Below are 25,145 nucleotides of genomic sequence, written 5' to 3' on the forward strand. Positions count from 1 at the left end.
ACTTGATAAAGAAGGGAGGAAAAAGTAATGGAAAATATATTTGAGATTAAAGATAACTTTTATTTAAATGGAAGTCCAATGAAAATTATTTCAGGTTCAATACATTATTTTAGAGTAGTTCCAGAATATTGGAGAGACAGACTTGAGAAGCTAAAGGCTATGGGCTGTAATGTAGTAGAAACTTATGTGCCATGGAATAAGCATGAGGAATATAAAGGACATTTTAATTTTGAAGGAATCTTAGATATAAAGAAGTTTATAGAAATAGCTCAGGAGCTAGGACTTTTCGTAATCATTAGACCATCACATTATATTTGTGCAGAATGGGAATTTGGAGGACTTCCAGCTTGGCTTCTTGCAGAAGATGGCATGAGACTGAGAACAACATATGAGCCTTTTTTAAGGCATCTTGATGAATATTATAAGGAATTATTCAAAATACTAACGCCCCTTCAAGTTAATTATGGTGGCCCAATAATAATGATGCAGGTAGAAAATGAATATGGCTATTTCGGCAATGACAAAAGATATCTGCAAACTCTAAATGATTTAATGAGAAAGCATGGAGCTGTAGTTCCATTTGTCACTTCAGATGGTACTTGGGGTGAAGCTTTAGAGTCAGGAATGTTTAATACCAATGAGGTGCTTCCAACAGCCAATTTTGGTTCAAAGACTGAAGAACATTTTGAAAAATTGAGAAGAGTGATAGCTGATGGACCACTTATGTGTATGGAATTTTGGAATGGATGGTTCACTCCTTGGGGGGGGAATATAAGCAAAAGAGATGCAAAAGAAACTGCAGAGGAACTAGATAAGATATTAAAGGATGGACATGTTAATTTTTATATGTTTCATGGTGGAACAAACTTTGGATTCATGAATGGAGCCAATAATTACGATAAGTTAGAAGCAGATATAACTTCTTATGATTATGATGCTCCAATATCGGAGTGTGGTGATATAACACCTAAATATAAAGAATGTAAAAAAGTTATTGGAAAATATGTTGATATACCAGAAGTAAAATTCTCAACAAAAATTGAAAAGAAATCCTATGGAAAACTAGTAGTAAAAGAAAAAGTTACACTTTTTAATACTTTAGAGACTATTTCTTCTGCAAAGTATTCAGACTTTACATTGTCTATGGAAAAGCTAGGACAAAATTATGGATATATTCTTTATAGATCTAATGTTGGAAGAGGAAGAAAAGCAGAAAATTTTAGGCTCGTAGGTGCTAATGATAGGGCAAAGATATATGTAAATCAGAAGGAAGTATTAACTCAATATGGCCTTGAGCTGGGAAAAAGTGTAGATTTAACTTTGGACAAAGAAGAGAATAATATAATTGATATACTAGTTGAAAATATGGGACGAGTTAATTTTAGTGAAAAGCTTAATTGGCAAAGAAAAGGAATAGATTATGGTGTTGTAATCGATAAGCATGCACATGCAGGATGGGATCATTATACGTTACCACTTAATAATATGGATAAGGTGAACTTTGAATTAGGCTATGAGACAGGAGTTCCAGCTTTCTATAAATTTGAACTTGATATTGAAGAGCTTGGAGATACATTTTTAAGACTTGATGGATGGGGCAAGGGATGTGTCTTCGTAAATAATTTTAATATAGGACGTTTTTGGGAAATAGGACCTCAAAAAACTCTATATATTCCTGCACCTTTATTGAAGAAGGGAAAGAATGAGTTTATTGTGTTTGAAACTGAAGGAAGAACAGGTAACTATATAGAGTTAGTAGGTGTACCTGACTTAGGTTAGTCCAACTTAGAAAATATCTGGTTTTCTAGGAAAAGTGGATGTTGAGATGTACAATCAATTGTAAAAATGGTAAATGCAAAAGATTAATTACGTATAGAGGTGGAATTTATGAAAGTTATAGGCAATAAAAAATTTTTCGGGATAAAAGCTACTAAGATTTTGAGATTACCAACAATGAAAATTTCAAACTACAAAAGACTACCAATTAAAAAGAAGTTATTATTAGCATTTATGCTTATAGCAGTTCTCACAGTTATATGTGGAGGATTAGGCTTAGTTTTCTTACAAAAAACTAATAGTGATTATAAATATGCGCTAAATAATTATGGATTTTCTCAAGGTACAATTGGAAAACTTGGAATGGAAGTTGAGGATTCTAAATCAATTATAAGAGATGTTATAATGTTAAAAGACACAAATGAAGCAACTAAGGCTACAGATGAACTTGATAATTGTATTAGCAGAATTCAAAAATCAATTTCAGAACTTGAGAAATCTGAAATAGCAAAAGACAACAAGCAGTTATTTAATAAAATTTCATATGATATAGCACAGTACCAAGTGGTTAAGATTGAAGTTATAAATTTGAGCATGGCAAAAAAGAGTGATGAAGCATTAAAATCACTTAGAGAAAAAGCTACACCTATGATGAATCAAATAACTGATGATATCTCAAATCTTATGAAAGCAAGTATCAATACAGGCAATAAGGTTGTAGACAAGCTAAAAATGATGCAGATAATAGCAAGTGTAATTATTGTACTAGCAATAGCAATAGCTTGTATATTTACTGTACGTTTAGCAATGTATCTATCTAAAATTATAGGAAATCCTATAAAGGAAATAGCAAAGGTAGCAGAAAAAATCTCAAAGGGAGAATTAGATGTTTCAATAGATATATCCTCAGAGGATGAAATTGGAGAATTAGCAAATTCATTTTCTATAATGATAACAAGTCTTAGAAGTTATATTTATGAAATATCAGATATTTTGGAAAGTATTTCAAAGGGAAATCTAGATATAGCTACTAAAGTTGAATATAAAGGGGATTTCATAGAATTAGAAGATTCTATAAATACTATTTTAGATTCTTTGAATGAAGTGTTTAATGAATTTAATGAAGCCTCAAAACAAGTTAATACTGGATCAGAGCAGGTTGCTGGCACCTCAATAGTTTTATCAGAGGGGGCAACAGAGCAGGCGAGTATTATAGAAGAACTTTCAGCCTCAATGCAAGAGGTAAGTGAAAAAATAGATAGAAATGCTAAAAATGCAGCAAATACTAATGAAATTACACATAAATTAGTAAGTAATATTGAGCAAAGTACAAATCAGATGAAGGAAGTAGTAAATGCAATTGATGATATTGAAAGAGCGTCTAAAGATATCAGCAGTATTATTGTTACTATTGATGATATAGCAGAAGAAACCAATTTGCTTGCGCTAAATGCATCAATAGAGGCAGCTAGAGCTGGTGAAGCAGGAAAAGGTTTTGCAGTGGTAGCAGAAGAGGTAAGAAAATTAGCTAATCAAAGTGCAGAAGCAGCAAAGCAAACTGCAAAACTTATCAATATAAGTATGCAGGCTGTAAACCAAGGAAGATTATTGGCAGATAATACAGCAATAAACTTGTTTCAAGTAGCAGATAATGTGAATGAAACTACAGGATTAGTTAATGATATTACAGTTGCATCTGAAGAACAAGCACAAGCTATTAAGCAAATAAATGATGGAATAATACAAATTTCAGATGTTGTTCAATCAAATTCAGCAATAGCCGAAGAAAGTGCTGCAGCAAGTGAGGAATTAACAGCACAAGTTGAAGCCTTGAATACAATGATAAGAAAATTTACGATTAGAAATTAATTATGTGCTAAAATGTTGTATATAATGAATTAGCATGTGATTAAATAAATTTTATCCGATAGCTAGCATCCGTAACACTCCAACTTCTTTAAGTTGGAGATAACGGCTGCACGCTCCTGGATAAGTTCAACTAAGATTCAGATGGGGATCAAACCCCACCTGAATCTTAGTTGAACTTGATAAGAAGTTATAAAAAGAATCTCTAGTGATATTAGTAACTAGAGATTCTTTTGGTTTATACTTATTTGCACCTAGGATTATAATATCTAGGCTTATCCTTTGAATTCTTTCCATATTGGATAGCTTGCTTAGGACATCTGTTAATACAACCTAAGCATTGAGTGCAATTGCTTCCCCATATTGGTTTTCCTTCTAATTTAATATTATTTGTAGGACAAATTCTTTCGCAAAGACCACAAGATACACAAGCTTCATTGGCAAAGAATTTTTTTGTATTAAGTCCATACTTAATAAATAAGGGATTAACTAATTTAGTTTTCAAAAATGCAAATTGTCCCAAAACAACTTCAATCTTATCTTCTCGTTTTTTAATAATTGTGCTTATTTCCTCAAGTTTTTGCTCTGCCATATCTAATATAGAATCTATTGAGTTTTCTGATTTTGTTATATAAAGTATGTTGTAGTTACTAGGCATAAGCAGTGAAAAACCACTATTTAATTTTAAACACTTGTATTCTAAAGTTTTGCTTAAATTTTTTATGGTAAGCCCAACATTAGCCTCACATGTACTAACTGCAAAAGTATAATTAGCATTGCAGTTCTTTAATTTAAGTTTATCTATAAAATCAATTACAAATTTAGGTGCATCCCATGCATAAATAGGAAACACAAAACCAATCATTTCATCATCAGCAAGTGTATATTCATAATTATTATCTTTTATTGCATCTGATATAGAGATAAGTTCTTCATTTAGAGAAATAGAGAGTTTTTCAGCGGCCCATAAGGAATTTCCAGTGCCAGAAAAATAAAATATCATTGAAATTCTCCTTCCAAAGTTCATGCTATATAAGGATAATTTTAATCAATTTAATTTGTAGTGTCTATAATAATTATGAATCTTAAAGAATAATTCAAATTTGAACCAATTACTGCTATTAGAGGGGAAAATTATACCTACTTAATATTAATAGTAGTCTTTTGTACTTTTTTTAAGCAAATAGAATGTTAATAAGAGAGAGAATGGTTTACTAGAATAGTAGTATCCATAGTGCTAATATTAAAATAATAAATAATTTAGGTTAGGAGAATCGAGATGAAAAAAGATTTAGTGATTGCATTAGCACCAGATTCTTTCAAAGAAAGTATGACAGCAAAAGAAGTTTGTGCAGCAATGGAAAGAGGAATAAAGAAAGCAAATAGAAAAATTACTTGTGTGCATATACCTATGGCTGATGGAGGAGAAGGAACTATGCAGTCATTAGTAGATGCAACTAATGGTGAAGTGCATTCGGTTAGTGTGACTGGTCCGCTTGGAAATGAAGTAGAAGCTCAATATGGGATATTAGGAACAGGGAAAATAGGAGTAATAGAAATGGCTAGTGCAAGTGGTATACAACTTGTACCTACGGAAAAAAGAAATCCGCTAATAACTACAACTTATGGTACTGGTGAGCTTATAAAATATTGCCTAGACCATGGCGTGAAAAAGTTATTGATAGGGATTGGTGGAAGCGCCACAAATGATGGTGGTGCTGGAGTTATACAAGCTTTAGGTGGTAAGTTATTAGATGAAGAAGGGAAAGAAATAGGCTTTGGTGGTGAAGAGTTAGGAAAATTACATAAAATTGATTTAACTAATTTAGATTCTCGATTAAAAGAAGTAACAATAGAGGTAGCTTGTGACGTTAATAATCCATTATGTGGAGAGAGAGGAGCTTCAAATGTGTTCGGACCACAAAAAGGAGCAACTAAAGAAATGGTGGAAATACTAGATAGAAACTTAAAACATTATGCACAGATAATCAAAGCCCAACTTGGTAAGGATGTTCTAGATGAACCAGGCTCTGGGGCAGCAGGGGGATTAGGTGCTGGTCTTATGGCCTTCCTAAATGGAACTTTAAAAAAAGGAATAGAAATGGTAATAGAGTATTCTGGCCTTGAAGAAAAGATTAAAGATGCTGATATGGTTTGGACGGGAGAAGGAAGTATTGATTTCCAAACTCAATATGGAAAGACACCTTTAGGAGTGGCTACAGTAGCTAAAAAATACAATAAGCCAGTAATTGCACTAGCTGGAAGAGTTGGTGAAGGTATAGAATGCTTATATGAAAAAGGAATTGATTCTATATTTGGCATCCTAAAAGGAGCGACTTCAATAGATGAAGCTTTAATCAAAGGTCAAGAGAATATTGAGAGTACAGCTGAAAATATAATAAGACTTATTGATTTATTACATGAATAATTTTCTAATGTTGAGAAACACTAAAGCCACAAAGAAAATTTCTATAATTTCACAAATATATTTTTCAATCATCACAGAAGGAGAGAGATTTATGTTAATGAAAGAACAGGTTGTACATGATAAAAGTCTTGATAGTACTCTTAGCTTAATGAAAGATGGGTATCTTTTCATTAAAAATAGAATGGATGAATTTCATTGTGGCATATTTGAAACTCATTTACTTGGAGAAAAAGTAATTTGTATGAGTGGAGAGGAGGCTTCAAAACTTTTTTATAATGAGGAACTTTTTATGAGAAAAGGTGTGGCACCAAAGAGAGTTCAAAAAACATTGTTTGGTATGCATACTGTACAATCAATGGATGGCACAGAGCATGCTAAAAGGAAACAACTTTTCATGTCACAGATGACAGAAGCCAATGAAAAAAAACTTGCTGACCTTGTAATGAAGGAATGGGAAAATTCAATAAGTAAATGGAAGGGCGCAGAATCAATAGTATTATTTGATGAAGTAAAAGAGATTCTATGCAAGGTAGCGTGCTTTTGGGCTGGAGTTCCATTAAATGAATCTGATGTAAAGTATAGAGCAGATGATTTTTACTCAATGGTAGATGGATTTGGGGGTGTTGGTCCTAGATATTGGAAAGGGAAAAGAGCGAGATCTAGAACAGAAGATTGGATAAGAAGTGTAGTAGAGGATGTAAGAACGGGTAGATTGTTAGTAGCCGAAGGAACACCGCTTTTTGTAATGGCATATCATAGAGAATTTTATGGTGGACTCATGAATTCCCAGATAGCTGCAGTAGAACTTATTAATATATTAAGACCTATAGTAGCTATAGCTACATATATTACTTTTGAAGCTTTAGCTTTATATGAAAATCCTGAATGTGAAAGAAGAATATCAGTTGGAGATGAAAAGTATATTAAGGCTTTTGTCCAAGAAGTTAGACGATTCTATCCCTTTACTCCATTCTTAGGTGCAAGGGCCAAAAAGGATTTCATTTGGAATGACTGTGTGTTTAAGGAAGGAACTCTGGTATTACTTGATGTTTATGGTACAGATCATGATCATAGGATATGGAATAATCCAGAAGAATTTAAACCTGAGCGTTTTATGGAACGAAAGGATCAGCTATTTGATTTTATTCCACAAGGGGGAGGAAACCCTGCAAAAGGGCATAGATGTCCAGGAGAAGGCATTACAATAGAAATCATGAAAACAAGTTTGGATTTTCTTGTTAATAAGATTGAATTTGTAGTTCCAGAACAGGATTTAAAGTATAGCTTGTCTAGAATTCCTACGTTGCCTAATAGTGGCTTTGTGATAAAGAACATTAGAAGAAAAATATAATCAGCATTAAATTAATAGTTATTTTATGTTAAAATATATGGGAAATTATTGTTTGAAACATTGTACTTATTTGAGGAGATGAAAGTATGTTCAAATATGTTGGGGATATAAGTATAATTTCCCATCATATCATAAAAGAGTTTTTAGAAAATAAAGAAGTAGCAATAGATGCAACTTTAGGTAATGGGTATGATACAGATTTTCTTTCAAATACTTTTAAAAAAGTTTATTCATTCGAAATTCAAAAATCTGCCTGTGATGGATATATTAAAAGAAAATCTGATAATGTTACAATAATAAATGATTCCCATCATTTATTAAAACAATATGTGGACGAGCCTGTTGATTGTATTATGTACAATTTGGGATTTTTGCCTGGTGGAGATAAAAATATTACAACAAAGTGTGAAACATCTTTTACAAGTATAAAAGAAGGGCTTGAGTTGTTAAGTCATGGTGGAATAATGACAATCTGTCTTTATAGAGGGCATGAAGAAGGAAAAGAAGAAGAAAATATTATTTTACCCTATTTGGGTTTATTGCCTAAATCTAAGTTTGGAGTCATGTATCATAGTTTTTTTAATAGGAGTGAGGAGTCACCTATTTTAATTGTTGTTGAAAAGAAATAATATTAATTTAATATAAGTTTGCAACATAGCAAGGCTGGTACAAAGTATTAATTATTTTGTACCAGCCTCATTAGTTTATATTTATCATTGCTAATGTAGTATCAGATTGCAAGAACGTAAATATACTAATTAATAGATAAATGAATTGATAAATAGGTGATAAATATGTATCTATCCATACCAGATAGTTTTTTTATGCCAGTTCATTATGTTGATATAGATATATTAGAATTAATTGTTCATAGTAGACATTTAAAGAAAGATTATTTCAATAATTTGAATAGGCAAGGAGGATTAGTTATTGGAGTATCTCTACCTAATCAAAGAGAAGAAAGATGGATTAGAGATAGACAGGCTATGGAAGCATATGCAAAAGAAAAAAATATTACTATAAAGTTCGAAAGTGCAGATTTTGATGTGAATAAGCAAGTTCAACAAGTAGAAAATTTGATTTCACAGGGAGTAAATGTATTGATAATTCTACCCTTAGATCCCGTAACAGGAATTGAGCTTGTTGAAAAAGCTCATAAAGCAGGGATTAAGGTAGTAGATTATGATTTGTTATTAAAAAATAGTGATATAGATGCTTTTGTTGCTTTTAATGGGTTAAGGGTTGGTGAACTGCAAGGACAGTATCTTGTTTCAAAGGTTCCAAGAGGAAATTATGTTATTATGTCAGGAGACCCAGATGTTAACTTCAAAGAAGGAGCAATGGAATTTATACAGCCTTTAGTTTTTGTAGGCAACATAAAGATAGTTGAAGATGCAGTAATTAAAGGATGGGTGCCAAGCATTGCCTATGATGTAGTTAAAGCAGCTTTAGCCAAAAATAATAATAAAATAGATGCAATATTAGCACCTAATGATGCTACAGCAGGAGCTGCAATTCAAGCGTTGCAAGAACAAGGATTAGCGGGAAAGGTAGCGGTGACAGGGCAAGATGCAGATATAGAAGCTGTTAGAAGAATAATTGAAGGAACTCAGTCAATGACAGTATTTAAAGATACAAGAGAATTAGCAAAAGCTGCAATAGATGTTGCAGTAAAATTAGCAGATAATGAAACGTTAGTTACAGATACAACTACAAATAATGGCAAGAGGAATGTACCTACAATTCTAATTCAGCCTATGCTTGTAGATAAAAGCAATATAGACAAAGTTCTGATTGACAGTGGCTATTTGAAAAAAGAAGATGTATATCGGGGATACTAGTTGTTGTAATGATATTTTTGTTATGTAAATTTTTATCATAAGCCCATATCAATAAAGATAATTGATATGGGCTTATTTTATTTATATATAAGCATAGTTTTAATAATGTGGTGTAGAGGGATTTAATCCATTTGCGCGATCAATATTTTCTTCGCTTGGACTATGGTCGGCTTTTGAGTTTGGAAGATAAAGATCCTTTAAAGCTTCAGTTTCATCCTTGCTAGCTCCCTTTGAATGTGGATCAGGTGAAATTCCTTCAGGGTAATCTCCTCGTGCTGGAATAGGTGATATTTTTTCTTTATCCATAATAATCACTCCTTATATGATGATTTTGAAAAATTGAATTTAATATTTTGGAGAAAAACGTAACTAAGAATTTAATTTAGTTACATAATTATTATTTGAAATATAAACTTATTAATACGAGAAATATTTAGGGTTTAATTAGAATTATGGCAGATTTTCTTAATAATTTCTTCGTAGTTTATATATAGGAATTAAGAAATACTTTTCATCAAAGTCATGTTATGAATAAGTAAGAGATAATAGTAAAAAAGCAGAGTTTAAGATTTACAAGTTTAATTGTTATGTAAATGCCTAAAGAAAAATATTTAAGACTTCATAGAAGTATTAATGTACCAAAGTATATGGAAAAAAGAAAAAAAGCTAATCTTATCTAAAAAAAGCTCTTTAATACTATGTTTTCCATCATTTAAATAGATTATATTTTTTCAAAATGCTAAAGATAATAGCATCCAATAAATAATTAACTAAAGGAGGACGATGTATTATGGCATCAAACAATAGTGGATCAAACAGAACTTTAGTACCAGGAGCAAAACAAGGTTTAAACGCATTAAAAACTGAGGTTGCATCAGAAGTTGGATTAAGTGATTATGAAACTCTAGATAAGGGAAACCTTTCTTCTAGACAAAATGGAACTGTAGGTGGATACATGGTTAAACACATGATAGAAACTTACGAACAAGGACTATAAAAACTAAATAAATAATAAAAATAAAAAATATATAAAAACTGTATTGCTTAGCTTTTAGCTAGGTAATACAGTTTTTTCTTTTATGCAATAAATTCAGATAAGATAGTTGGATTAAGTTGAATTAACGATTATTATTGTTATATATGTTACAATATGTAATAATATATTGAATGTAAAACAAATGAATTTAAATTTTACAATAATCAAAAAATAGTTTAGTTAAAAATAACTAATGAGGAGTGATTTCATGCTAAAAAGCAATTTTATTAATAAATCGTACAAAAATAAGTTAAGAGCAACTTATGCATTGCTTATGTTTGGAATCTTAATGGTATTGAGTATTTTCATGTATTTCCAGCTAAACATAAAAATGAAGCCAATTATAGGAGGAATGGGAAACCATGTTATTGATAGTAAAGTTAGTTGTTTAGGTTATGAGTTTGATGAACAGCGTAAATTACTAGAGTTACTCAGTAGCACTCAACCATTTAAAAATGGTGATATTTCAACTATTAAAAAAGAAATTGATAATCAAATGAGCAAGCATAAAGATTTTATATTAGAAATTAGGTATAAGTCATCAACAGGTGAGGAGTATGATTATAATAAATATAACATAAAGGCATCTAGTGATTATGAAAAGCAATTATCTAATAGCGAAGGTATTTCAGTTAATTCTAAAACAATTTATAATGAAAAGTTAGGACAGTATGTAGTTTTTGCAGGTATAAAAGTTTTAGATGATGATGGAAAAGCGAAAGGAACTCTTAGTGTTTGCGTTAGTGTTAAAGGAGTTATAGAATCTCTAAGTAAAACGAAAATTGAAAAGTTAGATAAAATGTGGATTTTGGATTCAGTTGGAAATGTAGTTGCAAAGACAAATGTACAGAAGAATCCTACAATTGATATTGAAAATTTTAAAAAAGACATTAATAGTAATAATTTTGGAGAAATAGCATCTATAAACTCTAAAGATAGCCAAAATAGTTTTGTATATGCAAAAATTCCTAACACTGAAAATCTATATTTGGTCACCAATATGGAGGAGCATGGAAGTTTTGCGAATGCAATGAAATTTATATTAATTATTTTTCTTACAATTACTATTTGTATCTCTGCTTTGATTTTTATTATTGCAAATAAGATGACCAATTTTGTTACAAAACCATTAACTCGAATGGTAGAGATTATTGAAAAATCAGATACTGTTAATTATATTGAGATTCCTGATGACCTTAAGAGAAGTAAAGATGAAATAGGAATACTTGCTAGTACTATTGATAAAATGGCTAATAATATTAGAAATAACTTAAAGGCACTTAATAATGAGATTAATGAACGTAAAAAGGCTGAAGAAAATCTAATTGTTTTAAATGATGAATTGGAATGCCATGTACAAGAGAGAACTAAGGAATTAATTGAAGCGACTACCAACTTAACTATCTCTGAAGATAGATTTAAAATTGCTATGGAATCTTCGCATATTGGTGTATATGATATGGATTGTGTTAGTAATGTATTTATAGTAAATAGTGTATTTCTTGAATTAATTAATGCTCCACAATATAGGCAATGCATTGAAGAAGGCGTAGATTGGATCAGGTGTGATGGAGATTTTGAGGAGTATATATTTGAAGAAGATATATTAAACAACATAAAATTATGTGCAGATAATTTACCCTCAGTGGGACAGGAGTATCACAAAGAATTTAGGTTAAAATCAGATCCAAATACCTGGCTTTCATTTACTGGACAAACTATAGAAGACGAATTTGGAAAGTTAATAAGGTTTGTAGGTATATTACAAAACATATCTGGAATTAAAAGAAATGAAGTAGAGCTTAAGAATGCCAAGGAAGTAGCAGAAGAAGCAAGCTTAGCTAAAAGTCAATTTTTAGCGAACATGAGCCATGAAATTAGAACACCTATGAATGCTATTATGGGCCTTACTCATTTAATGGGACAATCTGAAATAAATGAGTCTCAAAAGAATTATTTATCCAAGATAGAATCTTCATCAAAGTTATTACTTAGAATTATTAATGATATTTTAGATTTTTCCAAAATTGAAGCTGGAAAGTTAGCAGTGGAGAATATTAACTTTAGTTTGTATAAGGTATTTGAGAATGTATCAAATTTATATACAGATTCAGCAATTAATAAAGGTATTGAAATTAATTTTGATATAGAAGAAGGAGTGCCGGATGTATTAAAAGGAGATCCTCTTCGTTTAGAACAGATAATAGCTAATTTGACTACAAATGCAATTAAGTTCACAAGTAAAGGGACAGTGAATGTTTCAGCTAAAGTTTCTGAGGAACAGGAAAATAAGATTAAGTTACACTTTAGTGTTGCTGATACAGGAATTGGGTTGACTAAGGAGCAAATAACAAAATTATTTACAGCATTTACTCAAGCAGATAATTCTACAACAAGGAAATATGGTGGAACAGGTCTTGGATTGACAATTTCAAAGCAATTAGTAGAACTTATGAATGGAGATATTTGGGTAGAAAGTGAATATGGACAAGGATCTACTTTTAACTTTACTATACAGTGTGATAAGGTTTCTAGCGTAATAACTCCAAATTATGAAAAGTATCCTGATTTGCAGAATAAAAAAGTATTAATTATTGATCATAATAAAACTTCATTAATGGTACTTGAACGTATGCTAAAATCATTTAAATTTAAAGTAACAGCAATTAATAGCCCATTTAAAGCTATTGAGTTACTAAAAAAAGAGAACTTTGATTTACTCTTTATAGATTTTAATTTGCCAGAGTTATCAGGAATTGATTTGTATAAGAGGTTAATAGTTAATACGGAAATTGATGTGCCTAACACCATATTTATAAGTGCCATAGGTCGTGAAAGTTATTATAATCAGGCAAATCAATTAGGTATTAAAAACTTTCTTATTAAACCTATTAATCAATCGCTATTATTTGATGCTGTAATAAATGTTTTTAAATTATCTTCGGATGATGAGAACAATATAAAGGCTGAGAAAGAGATAGGGATAGATTCTAATGGCGTAAATAATAAAAAGTTTGAAGAGTTGTTAAAAGATAAGAGAATATTAGTGGTAGAGGATAATGATATAAACCAATTGGTTGCAAAAGATATCTTGGAACAAGTTGGTGTTCATGTAAATATTGCAAACAATGGTGAAGAGGCAATCAAATATGTTAATGCTAATAAATTCGATATGGTTCTTATGGACATGCAAATGCCAATTATGGATGGTTATCAAGCTACTAAAATTTTAAGAGAAAGCTATCCAAGTTCAGAGCTTCCTATTATAGCAATGACAGCTAATGCACTAGAGGGTGATCGTGAAAAGAGTATAGAATGTGGTATGAATGATTATATTTCAAAACCTATTGATCCAGAATGGTTGTTTACAACATTAGCTAAGTGGTTGGCGCCAAATGACAATAAAAATATTGAAAAGCCTTTAAAGAAAATTATTAATGAGGAAACTAAAATTTTAGCTTTTGATAAAACATTAATTCGTTTTGGTAATAAGGAAGAGTTCTATTGTGATTTATTGAAAAGATATCAGGATAGTTATACAAACTTGCAAAAAGAGTTTTGGAATATGATACTAAATGAAAAATACGATGATGCTAAACGATATATTCACAGCCTTAAAGGTGTTACAGGGAATATAGGAGCCATGAAGCTTAATAAATTTGTAGTTAAGTTTGAAGAGGATTATGAATCTTATGATGATGAAAGCTTAAAGAAAAATCTTGTGATACTTTCTGCATTAAATGAGGAATTACTAAATGAAATTATACAAATTTTACACAAAGACCAGTTAGAAGAAAATCAAGTGATTTCTAATTTTGATGTGTATGAAGCTTTGGTTAAATTACTGGAAGATTTACAAAAAGCTCGTGCTAAAGAAGTAAAGGAAAGTATGAATAATTTAGTAGTCAATACTAAAGATATTAATTCGTTGCCTCAAATTGGAGAAATAAAGAAGCTTGTAGACCGCTATCGTTTCAAAGAGGCTAAGGTAATGGTTGAGGAACTAATAGAAGTTGTAAAGGAGCAAAATAATGGATAGACAAAAAACAATAATGATAGTAGAAGATACAGAAATGAATATTGATATTTTAGTGGAAGCACTTCAAGATGAATATGAATTAATTGTTGCTATCAATGGTGCAGAGGCTCTTGAACTAGCTGAAGAACAAAAACCAGATTTAATTCTTTTAGATATTATGATGCCAGAAATGGATGGATACGAAGTTTTAAAAAGACTAAAGGAAACTTCAGAGTTAAACCATATACCTGTGATTTTGCTGTCTGCAATAACTGATAGCGATTCAAAATTCAAAGGTTTTTCTTTAGGTGCAGTGGATTATGTAACTAAGCCTTTTGAAATTATTGAAGTGAAAGCTAGGGTTAAGACTCAACTTAAGCTAGAAGATGCACGATTAATGCTAGAGGGTCAAAATATTATTTTAGAGCAAAAGGTTAAAGAGAGAACTGAACTCATTGAAAAAACTAATTTTGCTACTATATATTGCTTAGCAGCTTTAGCTGAAACAAGAGATCCTGAAACTGGTCAGCATATAAAAAGAACGCAGAAATATATAAGAGAATTAGCATTGGAATTACGCAGCAATAAAGAATATGAAGATGTGCTTACAGACGAATACATAGAACTTCTTTATAAATCAGCGCCATTACATGATATTGGAAAGGTGGGAGTAAAGGATAGTATTTTACTTAAGCCAGGAAAACTTACAGATGAAGAATTTGAAGAAATGAAAAAACATACAATTTATGGTGGAGAATCATTAATGGTTGGTATAAAAGAATTAGGAGAGGAATCCTTCTTAACCTTAGCTAAGGAGATTGCATTAACTCATCATGAAAAGTGGGATGGCTCCGGATACCCAAGAGGATTATCAAATAAAGATATCCCGATATCTGGTCGACTTATGGCACTTAGTGATGTGTATGATGCTCTTATCAGTAAAAGAGTTTATAAGGGAGCATTTACCCATGAAGATGCTAAGGCTATTATTCTTGAAGGAAGAGGAACTCATTTTGATCCGGATGTAGTTGACGCTTTTATAAGCAGAGAAGATAAATTTATAGAGATTATGGAACAATTTAAAGATTGTTAATGTTCAGGTATCTGTTCGTGATTTATGGCATCATAAATTAAGGAATCTTTGATAGAGAAAAATGATATTATAAAATGTTTCAAAAGAAGCTTAGGTTTTGTTCTAGGCTTCTTTTATTATGATTAAAAATCAAAAGAAATAATTAATATTAATGTATAAATAGCATGGTTTCTATTGAAATTTTATTTTATAAATAACTTGCATTATTTTTCGACATAATTTATAATGAGAATCAAGTTAAATTGATAATTGTTATCAATTGCGAGCGCCTTAACAAGAAATATTTAACTTAGATTAAAATTTAATTAACAAAAGATAAGGAAGTGATATTTTGCGTAAATTATTTATGTTAGTGTTGGCAGCATTTTTAATATTGCCAATGTTTACTATTAAAGCATTTGCAGCAGATGCTAAGGAGGAACTGTCTAAAAGCAATTTCTTTATTGAAAAATCAATAGAAGCTGTAAAATCTGGTGATCTTTCGAAGGGGAGAGATTTATATGATGAATATAACCAAGCTTGGGGTGAATTGGAAGATGGAGTTAAAGAACAATCTAAACAAGCTTATGGGGATATTGAAGGAAAAATGGGAATGGTTAAATTTTTATTTACTCAAGACCCAGTACAAAAAGATAAAGTTATAACTGCTTTGAAAGACTTGGAAAAAACTAATGAAGCATTTATAGCAGGTGAAGGTAATAGTGGAGAAAAAAAAGCTAAAGGGAAAGCAACAAGTATAAAAGATTTAGTAGAACTTTTAGAAAAAGCGAAGAGTCAAATTGAAAGTGGAGATAATGTCTCAGCCATTAAAACTATGGATACATTTAGTTCATCTTGGTTAGATGTTGAAGGCATAGTTTTAACAAAATCAAAAACTGTTTATGATGATGCTGAGAGAGATATGGTTAGTGCAAAAGCATATCTTACCGTAGAGCCAATTCAAAAAGATAAGGCAGTAAAGGTTATTGATAGAATGCATGGATACTTATCATTATTAGAGGGAAATACATCATACGGAATAGTAGATGTAATTACAATAATACTTCGTGAAGGTTTAGAAGCACTTTTAGTTGTAATTGCACTACTAGGTTTTCTTAAGAAATCCGACCAAGAAGATAAGAAATCTTGGATATATGGTGGTGTAGTAATTGGAAGTATAGTAAGTATTGTACTAGCTGTTTTAGTTAAACTTTTATTTACATCAGGAACTTTTGGAAACAATAATTTCTTAATTTCAGGATGTACAGGCGTATTTGCAGCTATAATGCTTATTTATGTAAGTTATTGGCTACATAGTAAATCAGAAGTGTCTTCACGTAATCATGGTATACAAGACAAAAGTTATAAGTCATTAGCTAATGGAAGCTTGTTCTCTTTAGGATTTTTAGCATTTTTAGCAGTATTTAGAGAAGGAACTGAAATAGTACTTTTCTATATAGGAATGGCATCTTCAATTAAATTAACTGACTTGTTTTTAGGAATAGCATTAGGATTTGCAATACTTATAATAATAGCTATATTAATGTTGAAAGTCGGGTTACATATCCCAATGAAGCCATTTTTCCTTGTATCTAGTATATTAGTATTCTATTTGGGATTAAAATTCACAGGAATGGGGATTAATGGTCTTCAATTAGCTGGAGTATTACCAGCAACATCTAATGATTCATTACCTACAATATCAGCCTTAGCAGTATATCCTACATGGCAAGGATTAATACCTCAGGTGTTATTAGTTATTATAGCAGTTGTAGTCACACTACATAATAGATTAAAAACAAATTAAATCAAAAGAAAAAAACATGATTGAAAAGCAAATGGAGGAGCAATTTATGAAAGCAGTAAGAAAATTATTATTCATAGCAACTTTGGGCATGGCAATTACAATGACTGGATGTGGAGTTCAAAAAACACAACAAAACAATTCAACAAAGAGCACAGAAAAAACTTCAGGTCAAGAGAAGAAAGAATTAACTATGAATGATAAAAGTAAGGATATGAGAGATATTCTTAAGGATATGAGAGTTCAATTATCAAAAAACCAAGAAGATAAAGTTAGCGAAGGTGGGACAAAGTTACAGGAATCTTGGAAGGAGTTTGAAGAAAAATTTGAGGATGATTTAAAAGATAAGTACTTAGATTTATACGTTAAGATTGAAGACCCACTAGAAGTTATTGAAGCTGCATCTAAGGTTAAACCTCTAGACTCAAAAGTTCTAAATAAATCAATAGACAAATTAGATGAAGAACTAGTGAAGCTACAAAAAATTGATGCAACTACAACTGGACTTGAGAATATGAGAAATGCATTAAAAGAAATGAATGATCAATTAAAGAGCAAAGAAGAAGATAAGGCAATAAAAACTTCAGAAAAATTAGAAGAAAACTGGAAACCAATTGAAGATGGAATAAAAGATAGCTATAAGGATCTTTATGAAAAAGTTGAATCTCCACTAGGAGCTATTAATGCAGGTGTAAAGATATCCCCCCTTGATACAAAATCATTATCTGCATCAATTGAAGAATTGGATAAAGAATTAAATCAATTACAAAAATCTATTTCTTTTTCATCAGCACCACAAGACATGAAAACAGCTCTAGCAAAAATTAAAAAATTCTCATCACCAGTTAATAAAGAGAAAGTTACAAAATATGTTGCAAGATTAGAAAAATATTGGAGCACGAGTGAAGAGATAGTAAAACAAAAGAATGCTACACTTTATGAAAAAATTGAGGTGCCTATGGGCGCAATACAATCAGCTTCAAAGGCAAGCACAATAGATGCAAATACAATAGTATCTGCAGCAGAACAACTAGATAAATTACTAACAGATATGCAGAACTTAAAATAAATCGTTATATTTGTTTTAAGTTAAACAGAGAAAAATAGTCATTTAATAAGATAGCAAAAGCAAAAGATTTAAAATAGCAAATTTGTTTAAGACCACTTATATAGAAGATGTAATTATATCTTAATATAAGTGGTCTTATTTTTGTAGTTTAGTTCAATAGGAAAAGTTCATATAATAAGAAACATGCAAAAAACTGCATTACAAGATAAAAATCAAGTAACACAGTTTTCGATATGGTGCCGCTGGCCGGACTCGAACCGGCACGGTATCGCTACCGGTGGATTTTGAGTCCACTACGTCTGCCAATTCCATCACAGCGGCAAGTCCTTTATTATAATAGCATATAGGTTATGGAAGTGCAAGAAAAATTTAAAAAAAGTTTTTTTGTTGGAATAAAACCCTATTATATGTAAAAAGAATCCAAATAAATGAGGAAATTAGTCCAATATATCTAAAAATTTCTGAAAAGTATTGATAATAGGGGGATAAATTTGTTAGAATAAACATGAGCTAAATAAAATTTGACCCACTGGGACAACCAATGACCAGTATTTTTTTTTGTTAAAGATATAAGGTCAAAGTTTAATATTAGGGAGGAGTAAACAATATGATGTATTCAAAAGAAGTTGAAGAAATGTGTGTAATTGCTAAAGGTCCAAATCATGGTCCAGCACCTATTCCTGAAGAAGGAAAATGGGTACAAGCTAAAGAAGTAAAAGATATTTCAGGTTTAACTCATGGTATAGGTTGGTGTGCACCACAACAAGGAGCTTGTAAGTTAACTTTAAATGTTAAAGATGGAGTTATTCAAGAAGCTCTAGTTGAAACTATAGGATGTTCAGGAATGACTCACTCTGCAGCAATGGCTTCAGAAATACTTCCAGGAAAGACTATATTAGAAGCATTAAACACAGACTTAGTATGTGATGCTATAAATACAGCAATGAGAGAATTATTCTTACAAATAGTATACGGAAGAACTCAAACTGCATTCTCTGAAGGTGGACTACCTATAGGAGCAGGTCTTGAAGATTTAGGAAAGGGTCTAAGAAGCCAAGTTGGTACTATGTACGGAACATTAGCTAAAGGACCTAGATACTTAGAAATGGCTGAAGGATATGTTACAGAAGTAGCTCTAGATGCTGCTGATGAAATAATCGGATACAAGTTCGTTCACCTTGGTAAGATGATGGAAATGATCACAAAGGGAACTGCTGCTGATGAAGCTCTAGCAAAAGCAACTTCTCAATACGGAAGATTTGATGAAGCTGTAAGAAAAATAAATCCAAGACATGAATAATAATTAGTAAAAAAAGGAGGACACTATAATGGCATTATTTGAAAGTTATGAAAGAAGAATTAATCAAATTACACCTGTACTTGAAAAGTATGGCATGAAAACTATAGAAGACGCTAAAGCAGTTTGTGATGAAAAGGGTATAAATGTTTATGACATAGTTAAATCTACTCAACCAATCTGTTTTGAAAATGCATGTTGGGCATACATTTTAGGTGCTGCTATAGCAATAAAGAAGGGTTGTACAGTTGCTGCTGATGCTGCTGAAGCAATCGGAGAAGGACTTCAAGCATTCTGTATCCCTGGATCAGTTGCTGATGATAGAAAAGTTGGACTTGGACACGGAAACTTAGGAGCAATGCTTTTAAGAGAAGAAACTAAGTGTTTCGCTTTCTTAGCTGGTCACGAAAGTTTTGCAGCTGCTGAAGGTGCTATCAAAATAGCTGAAAAAGCTAACAAAGTAAGAAAAGAGCCATTAAAGGTTATATTAAACGGTCTTGGAAAAGATGCTGCATTCATAATCTCTAGAATTAATGGATTCACATATGCTCAAACTAAATTTGACTACTATACTGGAAAAGTAACAGTAGTTAAAGAAACAGCTTACTCAACAGGAGATAGAGCTAAGGTTAAATGCTACGGATGTGATGATGTTAGAGAAGGTGTTGCTATAATGCACATGGAAGGCGTTGACGTATCAATCACTGGTAACTCAACTAACCCTACAAGATTCCAACATCCAGTTGCTGGAACATACAAGAAAGAATGTGTTGAACAAGGAAAGAAATACTTCTCAGTTGCATCAGGTGGTGGTACTGGAAGAACTCTTCACCCAGACAACATGGCAGCAGGTCCAGCTTCTTACGGTATGACAGATACAATGGGAAGAATGCACTCAGATGCTCAATTCGCAGGATCTTCATCAGTTCCAGCTCACGTTGAAATGATGGGTCTTATCGGAATGGGTAACAACCCAATGGTTGGAGCTACAGTTGCTGTTGCAGTTGCTATAGAAGAACATACAAGATAAGAAATTTAATAGAGGGTTATAACCTTGGTTTTGACCTTTAAGATATACAAAAAAAATACACACATCTAATAGATTTTAATATCTATGGATGTGTGTATTTTTTTTGTGTCTAAAAATGTACTCACATCTGTAAGTGTGAGGTGGTATATGTTGAAAAAAATAAACATGAAAACTAAGGGAACTAATAAGACTTTTGATGATGGATTTGAACAGTTTATATTAGAACATTGTGTTATGAAAAATTTAAGACCAAGTACAGAAAAACATTATAGAGAAATAACAAAATACAGTTTCTACAAATTTTATGATAAGGATACTGAATTACAAAACTTGCAACAAGAAGATATTAATAATTATGTTTTATGGCTTAAAGAAAGAGATATAAAAGAAAGCACAATTAATATACAGCTTAAAGCATTAAAGACAGTTATTAAGTTTTTTAAAGATAAAGGCTGGATAGATGATTGTATAAAAGTAGCTTTAATTAAAGCAGATATAGAAGAGATAGAAGCGTATACAGATGAAGAGATATCAAAGTTATTAGTAAAGCCTAACTTGAAAAAATGTACATTTGTAGAGTATCGTAATTGGGTTTGTGTTTGCTTCTTATGTAATACAGGTTGTAGACGTTCTACTTTAATAAATATACAACTTGAAGATTTGAATGTAGAAAACGGATACTGTCATTATAGACATACTAAAAACAGAAAGGCTCAAACAGTACCAATATCACCAAGTATGTGTAATATTATTAAAGAATACTTGGAGTATTTACCACAGGAGTGCATATATTTATTTCCTACTGTTTTAGGAGAGCAAATGAAAGCAAGAAGTATTTCACATGCTTTAGATGATTACAACCATTCAAGAAATATACAAAGGACAGGAATACACAAATTTAGGCACTGGTTCTGTAAAAAGAGTGTATTACTGGGCATGGATTTGATTAGGTTACAAAAGATTGTAGGTCATAGTAATTTAGAGGTTTTAAGGAACTACGTTAACTTATTAACTCAAGATTTAAAGAAAGATGAAGTGATTTTTAATCCATTAGAAGATATCCAAAGAAAAAATAAAGAGACAAAACATATAAAACTTAAAAAGTGATTCAATAAAAAAATAACTGATACTCGCCAAAAGTATCAGTTATAAAAACTAAATATAGTTTTATTAATCTTACACCTTCCATTTAGAAAGGTAAGTTAAACCCGATACAATTAGCTTACCACAAAAATTTTAAAAATGGAAGGTTGGAGGCTTAGTTTCTTGTTGCCTTTTTTAGACAATAAGTTAGTAGTCTTTGCACTAGAACTACTATAAAATATCTAGTGGTTTGGTCAGCCAATGCATAAAGTTACCACGTTATATAAAGCTAGTATTAATTATCTTTGTTATAGTGCTAGGAAGGTGTTTATATGACGTAGGTGCGTGTCAGCCAATACCCTATAAAATAATAGATTCGGTGGTTACTTGGCGTCCTAAAGGGCGGGTAAAGAGTAGTAATTCAACATATTGGACAAGTATAATATGGTAAAACTACTTATACAGAAATGTAATTAATAACAAAGATTTAAAGTGATTCCTATTCAACTCAAAACATTATAAGCTTTAGAGTTAATTTACTTATGCTCACATTCATTTTTTGTTTGTGAGTGTAGGTAAATTAATTTTTTTGCTCAAACCTTTCAATCTAAAACATTATTCTCTTGGCATTATCTAAAGTCAAGTAGTTAATTTTAAATATTTAGTATATAATCTTAATTATGGGAATATCAACAAAGATAATGTGGGGTGAAGTTAAATTATGAATGACACAGTTAAAAATATTATTACAAGTCTTAGTACAAGTTTAGTTGTTAGTTCTATAACATTTGTTCTTGGTTTAAAATCAGGGAAAAATCAATCTGACCGTCAAATTCTTAGAAATAAATATAGAGATATTAGTGTGCATTTCTCTAATTTACTTGATGGAATTAAAAATGGTAATCCTAAGAAATGGGATGATTTTAAATTAATAAAAACATCATCTTGTGATAGGTATATGCCTTTAATAGAAGAAATGAAATTTAATGGGGAATCAATTGAACTTAAACAAGATGTTATTGATAAATGTGAGGAACTGGAGTTTAAGTTATTAAAATATGCTGATGAATATCAAGAAAATTTAGAAATAATAAAAGAATACTTAATTAATGAATTAGAAAATTGTTGTTCAAATTTAATAAAAGAAAAGGATTATGCAATATATACAGCAAAAGATCAAATAAATAAACCTTATATAAATCGTAGTTATAGCATTTTTATTACAGATGAAATATTTAAAAATATAATAACAAATTTAGAGAATGATAATCTTAATCTACAAGGAATTTGTTTTGAAAGCAGAGACCGACATAATGGTTGGCATAGAGTAACGATTTATAAAAATACATTAGATAACATTAAAATTGAGGATTTTTTGAAAAAAATTAATGAACATTTAAAAAATGAACATAGTATTATAGAGTTATTAAAAGAACAACAACAATTAATAAATGAAACTAATAACATTATAAACAAAATTAATAAAAGAGTAAGAGAACCATTTACTTTTTTAGAAACTATAACTGGAGCTGTAGTGGATATATTTAAAGTTTAGTTTGTTAAAGCAATAATTTTAAGGTAATTAAAAATAGTCTTTTAGCAAGTAAATATAAAGGTTAGAGGAAAATGAAAATAAATTTTTGATTTTAAATGTAATAAAAGGATATTAAGTTATTTTATAGAAATACATTATAACTGGTATGAAGTTCTGGTTAATATTTTATGAGGGGAAATGATAATATGAGTGGATATACTTTTTCAGTAGGAGAGGAAATTAAAAATAGAGCATATAAGGAATTAGTAGATGAACTAAAAAAAGTTACAAATAAATACAAAGAATTAGAAGAATTAGAAGTTGAATATTTCAAAAAGTATCTTTTAAATGAAACAGGTATAAATGATGATATGATTGAATTAAAGGAAATGAGAACAAAAATTGAAAATGAAAGACAAGTTAAATTTAATTTAGAATCAGATTTAAATTCTTTAGAAGAAAAATTCAAATCTTCATATGGTAAATAATTTGTCACGGAGATATAAAAAAATGAGGCTAATGTTAAAGAAAATAATACTTATAAAGATATTGAATAATTAGCGAAGTTAAAAGATAAGGGGTTTTTAAGAGAAGAAGAATTCGCAGAAAAGAGAAAGGTATTATTGGCAACAGTATAATAAAGGGGATTATAAAAATATGAAATTGTCATTAAAAAAGAAGATAATTATTGGAATAAGTGTAATTATATTAATAACTTCTGTAGTGGGTTTTAAAAAATATCAATACACAACAGGATTTGGGATGTCTGTAGAGTCAAAGAAAAATAGATTGGAACATTTAATAAAAAATGAAGATTATTATGAAGCAAGGGAATTAACATATACTTATTTTATAACTGATCCGAATAACAGAGATGATATGATTACCATAGTAGACATTTGTGCTGATAATAGATTTACAAGTTTTTCTCAAGCAGAAGAATATAAACAAAAATGTGAAGATGAAAAAAGAAAGCAAGATGAATTAAAAAAGAAGGAAGAAGAAGCTAAAGTTGACAATGAATATACTAAAATTGTAGATGAAGTAAATAGTATTAATATTAGCAATATGACTAAAGAACAATTAACTAAATATGTAAATGAATATATGGATTTTTTAAATAAATATAATAATAAAAATTATGATTTAACAGTAAAAAACTTATCCAATTTGAAATTTAAATATGCTTATTCTCATGCAGACCGTTATTTTGATTTATATAAAAATATGGAAAGATACGAATTAAAAATAGGTATGACAAAAGACGAAGTAATAGCCTTTACAGATTATGTATATCCCGAACATATAAATAAAACAACTACAAGTAGTGGGACACATGAACAATATGTATTTGGTGGAATTTACCTGTATTTTGATAATGGAACACTTACAAGCTTTCAAAATTAGATAATTTTAAATATAAGTATATTTTTAGGGGATGAAATTAAAAATGAATAAACTACCATTTAAAAAGAAAATAATGCTTTCTTCCATAGGCTTACTTGTTTTGGTATTAGGGATATTGGCATATATCCAAGATAAAGAAGGTTACAATATTCCTAATACTATCAACAATTCAGAAGTAAGTACATCTAGTTCAAGTTCTGATATTATTAAACAACCAGCTTTGACAATAACTAATGCTTATTTGGATAATCAGAAAAATGGATATTACAATGTAGTAATTGGTCTTAAAAATAATTCATCTGATACTATTAATTATGTAAAGGTTAATATGTTTTTTAAAGATATTAATGGAAATATAATTAAGAGTGACTGGACTAACGATGATTCACCTATATTAGGTGGTGCTATTCAAAAATTAGAAAAGTTTTGTAAATTAGATGATAAAATTGTACATGTTGATTGTGAAATAGCAGAATATCATTAATAATTAAGCTTAGAGAAATCTAGGCTTTTTATTATGCAAAAAAATAAGA

At 30.3% G+C, this 25,145-nt stretch carries 20 protein-coding genes and 1 tRNA gene; 18 read left to right on the forward strand and 3 right to left on the reverse strand.

The annotated features are described in order from the left end of the window. Nucleotides 1-27: 27 nt before the first annotated feature. Together OCU47_RS05405 and OCU47_RS05410 are read left to right on the forward strand one after the other, a co-directional pair. Nucleotides 28-1,779, forward strand: coding sequence for a glycoside hydrolase family 35 protein (locus OCU47_RS05405; protein WP_261827573.1), 1,752 nt, complete (start codon nucleotides 28-30; stop codon nucleotides 1,777-1,779). 108 nt (nucleotides 1,780-1,887) lie between these two features. Continuing rightward, entirely contained in the window at nucleotides 1,888-3,645 is a 1,758-nt protein-coding gene (locus OCU47_RS05410; protein ID WP_261827574.1) for a methyl-accepting chemotaxis protein, read from the forward strand. A 241-nt stretch (nucleotides 3,646-3,886) separates the two neighbouring features. On the opposite strand, the gene OCU47_RS05415 is transcribed toward OCU47_RS05410, so the two are convergent. Then, entirely contained in the window at nucleotides 3,887-4,645 is a 759-nt protein-coding gene (locus tag OCU47_RS05415) for an EFR1 family ferrodoxin (protein WP_261827575.1), read from the reverse strand. A 276-nt stretch (nucleotides 4,646-4,921) separates the two neighbouring features. On the opposite strand from OCU47_RS05415, the gene OCU47_RS05420 reads away from it, so the two are divergent. The 4 genes from OCU47_RS05420 to OCU47_RS05435 all read left to right on the forward strand — a co-directional run bounded on the left by OCU47_RS05420 (nucleotide 4,922) and on the right by OCU47_RS05435 (nucleotide 9,262). Next, the gene (locus OCU47_RS05420) at nucleotides 4,922-6,070 is read left to right on the forward strand and encodes a glycerate kinase family protein (protein WP_261827576.1); all 1,149 of its coding nucleotides are present in this window, start codon (nucleotides 4,922-4,924) and stop codon (nucleotides 6,068-6,070) included. A 91-nt stretch (nucleotides 6,071-6,161) separates the two neighbouring features. Beyond that, on the forward strand, nucleotides 6,162-7,421 hold the full coding sequence (gene cypC, locus OCU47_RS05425) for a CYP152 family fatty-acid peroxygenase CypC (protein ID WP_309297438.1): 1,260 nt from the start codon (nucleotides 6,162-6,164) through the stop codon (nucleotides 7,419-7,421). Nucleotides 7,422-7,507: 86 nt separating this feature from the next. Continuing rightward, nucleotides 7,508-8,050: a tRNA 5-(aminomethyl)-2-thiouridylate-methyltransferase MnmM gene (gene mnmM / locus OCU47_RS05430; protein ID WP_261827577.1), complete on the forward strand. Its 543-nt coding sequence runs from the start codon at nucleotides 7,508-7,510 to the stop codon at nucleotides 8,048-8,050. Nucleotides 8,051-8,215: 165 nt separating this feature from the next. After that, the gene (locus OCU47_RS05435) at nucleotides 8,216-9,262 is read left to right on the forward strand and encodes a sugar ABC transporter substrate-binding protein (RefSeq protein ID WP_261827578.1); all 1,047 of its coding nucleotides are present in this window, start codon (nucleotides 8,216-8,218) and stop codon (nucleotides 9,260-9,262) included. Nucleotides 9,263-9,361: 99 nt separating this feature from the next. Here the strand turns inward: OCU47_RS05435 and OCU47_RS05440 are convergent, their stop codons facing one another. Further along, entirely contained in the window at nucleotides 9,362-9,568 is a 207-nt protein-coding gene (locus OCU47_RS05440) for a hypothetical protein (RefSeq protein WP_261827579.1), read from the reverse strand. Nucleotides 9,569-10,052: 484 nt separating this feature from the next. Here OCU47_RS05440 and OCU47_RS05445 point away from each other — a divergent pair, with 484 nt between their 5' ends. The 5 genes from OCU47_RS05445 (at nucleotide 10,053) to OCU47_RS05465 (ending at nucleotide 18,261) form a co-directional block, all read left to right on the forward strand. Further along, a complete protein-coding gene (locus OCU47_RS05445; RefSeq protein WP_261827580.1) occupies nucleotides 10,053-10,259 on the forward strand; it encodes an alpha/beta-type small acid-soluble spore protein in 207 nt (68 codons plus the stop codon). Nucleotides 10,260-10,506: 247 nt separating this feature from the next. After that, a complete protein-coding gene (locus OCU47_RS05450) occupies nucleotides 10,507-14,337 on the forward strand; it encodes a hybrid sensor histidine kinase/response regulator (protein WP_261827581.1) in 3,831 nt (1,276 codons plus the stop codon). Beyond that, nucleotides 14,330-15,409 carry an HD-GYP domain-containing protein gene (locus tag OCU47_RS05455; RefSeq protein WP_261827582.1) on the forward strand — a complete coding sequence of 360 codons (1,080 nt, stop codon included), beginning with the start codon at nucleotides 14,330-14,332 and terminating at the stop codon, nucleotides 15,407-15,409. Before OCU47_RS05450 ends, OCU47_RS05455 begins: the two co-directional genes overlap by 8 nt. A gap of 331 nt (nucleotides 15,410-15,740) precedes the next feature. Beyond that, complete coding sequence (locus tag OCU47_RS05460) at nucleotides 15,741-17,195, forward strand: FTR1 family iron permease (RefSeq protein ID WP_261827583.1); 1,455 nt, start codon at nucleotides 15,741-15,743, stop codon at nucleotides 17,193-17,195. 46 nt (nucleotides 17,196-17,241) lie between these two features. Next, a complete protein-coding gene (locus OCU47_RS05465) occupies nucleotides 17,242-18,261 on the forward strand; it encodes a hypothetical protein (protein WP_261827584.1) in 1,020 nt (339 codons plus the stop codon). 234 nt (nucleotides 18,262-18,495) lie between these two features. Here the strand turns inward: OCU47_RS05465 and OCU47_RS05470 are convergent. Continuing rightward, nucleotides 18,496-18,582 (reverse strand) — tRNA-Leu (locus OCU47_RS05470). A gap of 286 nt (nucleotides 18,583-18,868) precedes the next feature. On the opposite strand from OCU47_RS05470, the gene OCU47_RS05475 reads away from it, so the two are divergent. From OCU47_RS05475 to OCU47_RS05505, 7 genes are all read left to right on the forward strand, one after another. Further along, nucleotides 18,869-19,561, forward strand: coding sequence for an iron-sulfur cluster assembly scaffold protein (locus OCU47_RS05475; RefSeq protein ID WP_261827585.1), 693 nt, complete (start codon nucleotides 18,869-18,871; stop codon nucleotides 19,559-19,561). A 28-nt stretch (nucleotides 19,562-19,589) separates the two neighbouring features. Beyond that, entirely contained in the window at nucleotides 19,590-20,588 is a 999-nt protein-coding gene (locus OCU47_RS05480) for a GGGtGRT protein (protein WP_261827586.1), read from the forward strand. A 147-nt stretch (nucleotides 20,589-20,735) separates the two neighbouring features. Continuing rightward, nucleotides 20,736-21,695: a tyrosine-type recombinase/integrase gene (locus OCU47_RS05485; protein ID WP_261827587.1), complete on the forward strand. Its 960-nt coding sequence runs from the start codon at nucleotides 20,736-20,738 to the stop codon at nucleotides 21,693-21,695. Between the two features lie 697 nt (nucleotides 21,696-22,392). Then, on the forward strand, nucleotides 22,393-23,226 hold the full coding sequence (locus OCU47_RS05490) for a hypothetical protein (protein WP_261827588.1): 834 nt from the start codon (nucleotides 22,393-22,395) through the stop codon (nucleotides 23,224-23,226). A gap of 185 nt (nucleotides 23,227-23,411) precedes the next feature. Next, entirely contained in the window at nucleotides 23,412-23,693 is a 282-nt protein-coding gene (locus OCU47_RS05495) for a hypothetical protein (RefSeq protein WP_261827589.1), read from the forward strand. A gap of 169 nt (nucleotides 23,694-23,862) precedes the next feature. Beyond that, the gene (locus tag OCU47_RS05500; protein ID WP_261827590.1) at nucleotides 23,863-24,612 is read left to right on the forward strand and encodes a hypothetical protein; all 750 of its coding nucleotides are present in this window, start codon (nucleotides 23,863-23,865) and stop codon (nucleotides 24,610-24,612) included. Nucleotides 24,613-24,655: 43 nt separating this feature from the next. Beyond that, a complete protein-coding gene (locus OCU47_RS05505; protein ID WP_261827591.1) occupies nucleotides 24,656-25,096 on the forward strand; it encodes a hypothetical protein in 441 nt (146 codons plus the stop codon). The last annotated feature ends 49 nt before the right edge of the window (nucleotides 25,097-25,145 follow it).

It is taken from the genome of Clostridium sp. TW13 (assembly GCF_024345225.1).
Taxonomy (GTDB): Bacteria; Bacillota; Clostridia; order Clostridiales; family Clostridiaceae; genus Inconstantimicrobium; species Inconstantimicrobium mannanitabidum.

What these genes read in the sequence shown, in the direction of transcription:
- OCU47_RS05405 (WP_261827573.1), top strand. Translation starts at nt 28, where the DNA reads ATGGAAAATATATTTGAGATTAAAGATAACTTTTATTTAAATGGAAGT.
- OCU47_RS05410 (WP_261827574.1), top strand. Translation starts at nt 1,888, where the DNA reads ATGAAAGTTATAGGCAATAAAAAATTTTTCGGGATAAAAGCTACTAAG.
- OCU47_RS05415 (WP_261827575.1), bottom strand. Translation starts at nt 4,645, where the DNA reads ATGATATTTTATTTTTCTGGCACTGGAAATTCCTTATGGGCCGCTGAA.
- OCU47_RS05420 (WP_261827576.1), top strand. Translation starts at nt 4,922, where the DNA reads ATGAAAAAAGATTTAGTGATTGCATTAGCACCAGATTCTTTCAAAGAA.
- cypC (WP_309297438.1), top strand. Translation starts at nt 6,162, where the DNA reads ATGTTAATGAAAGAACAGGTTGTACATGATAAAAGTCTTGATAGTACT.
- mnmM (WP_261827577.1), top strand. Translation starts at nt 7,508, where the DNA reads ATGTTCAAATATGTTGGGGATATAAGTATAATTTCCCATCATATCATA.
- OCU47_RS05435 (WP_261827578.1), top strand. Translation starts at nt 8,216, where the DNA reads ATGTATCTATCCATACCAGATAGTTTTTTTATGCCAGTTCATTATGTT.
- OCU47_RS05440 (WP_261827579.1), bottom strand. Translation starts at nt 9,568, where the DNA reads ATGGATAAAGAAAAAATATCACCTATTCCAGCACGAGGAGATTACCCT.
- OCU47_RS05445 (WP_261827580.1), top strand. Translation starts at nt 10,053, where the DNA reads ATGGCATCAAACAATAGTGGATCAAACAGAACTTTAGTACCAGGAGCA.
- OCU47_RS05450 (WP_261827581.1), top strand. Translation starts at nt 10,507, where the DNA reads ATGCTAAAAAGCAATTTTATTAATAAATCGTACAAAAATAAGTTAAGA.
- OCU47_RS05455 (WP_261827582.1), top strand. Translation starts at nt 14,330, where the DNA reads ATGGATAGACAAAAAACAATAATGATAGTAGAAGATACAGAAATGAAT.
- OCU47_RS05465 (WP_261827584.1), top strand. Translation starts at nt 17,242, where the DNA reads ATGAAAGCAGTAAGAAAATTATTATTCATAGCAACTTTGGGCATGGCA.
- OCU47_RS05475 (WP_261827585.1), top strand. Translation starts at nt 18,869, where the DNA reads ATGATGTATTCAAAAGAAGTTGAAGAAATGTGTGTAATTGCTAAAGGT.
- OCU47_RS05480 (WP_261827586.1), top strand. Translation starts at nt 19,590, where the DNA reads ATGGCATTATTTGAAAGTTATGAAAGAAGAATTAATCAAATTACACCT.
- OCU47_RS05485 (WP_261827587.1), top strand. Translation starts at nt 20,736, where the DNA reads ATGTTGAAAAAAATAAACATGAAAACTAAGGGAACTAATAAGACTTTT.
- OCU47_RS05490 (WP_261827588.1), top strand. Translation starts at nt 22,393, where the DNA reads ATGAATGACACAGTTAAAAATATTATTACAAGTCTTAGTACAAGTTTA.
- OCU47_RS05495 (WP_261827589.1), top strand. Translation starts at nt 23,412, where the DNA reads ATGAGTGGATATACTTTTTCAGTAGGAGAGGAAATTAAAAATAGAGCA.
- OCU47_RS05500 (WP_261827590.1), top strand. Translation starts at nt 23,863, where the DNA reads ATGAAATTGTCATTAAAAAAGAAGATAATTATTGGAATAAGTGTAATT.
- OCU47_RS05505 (WP_261827591.1), top strand. Translation starts at nt 24,656, where the DNA reads ATGAATAAACTACCATTTAAAAAGAAAATAATGCTTTCTTCCATAGGC.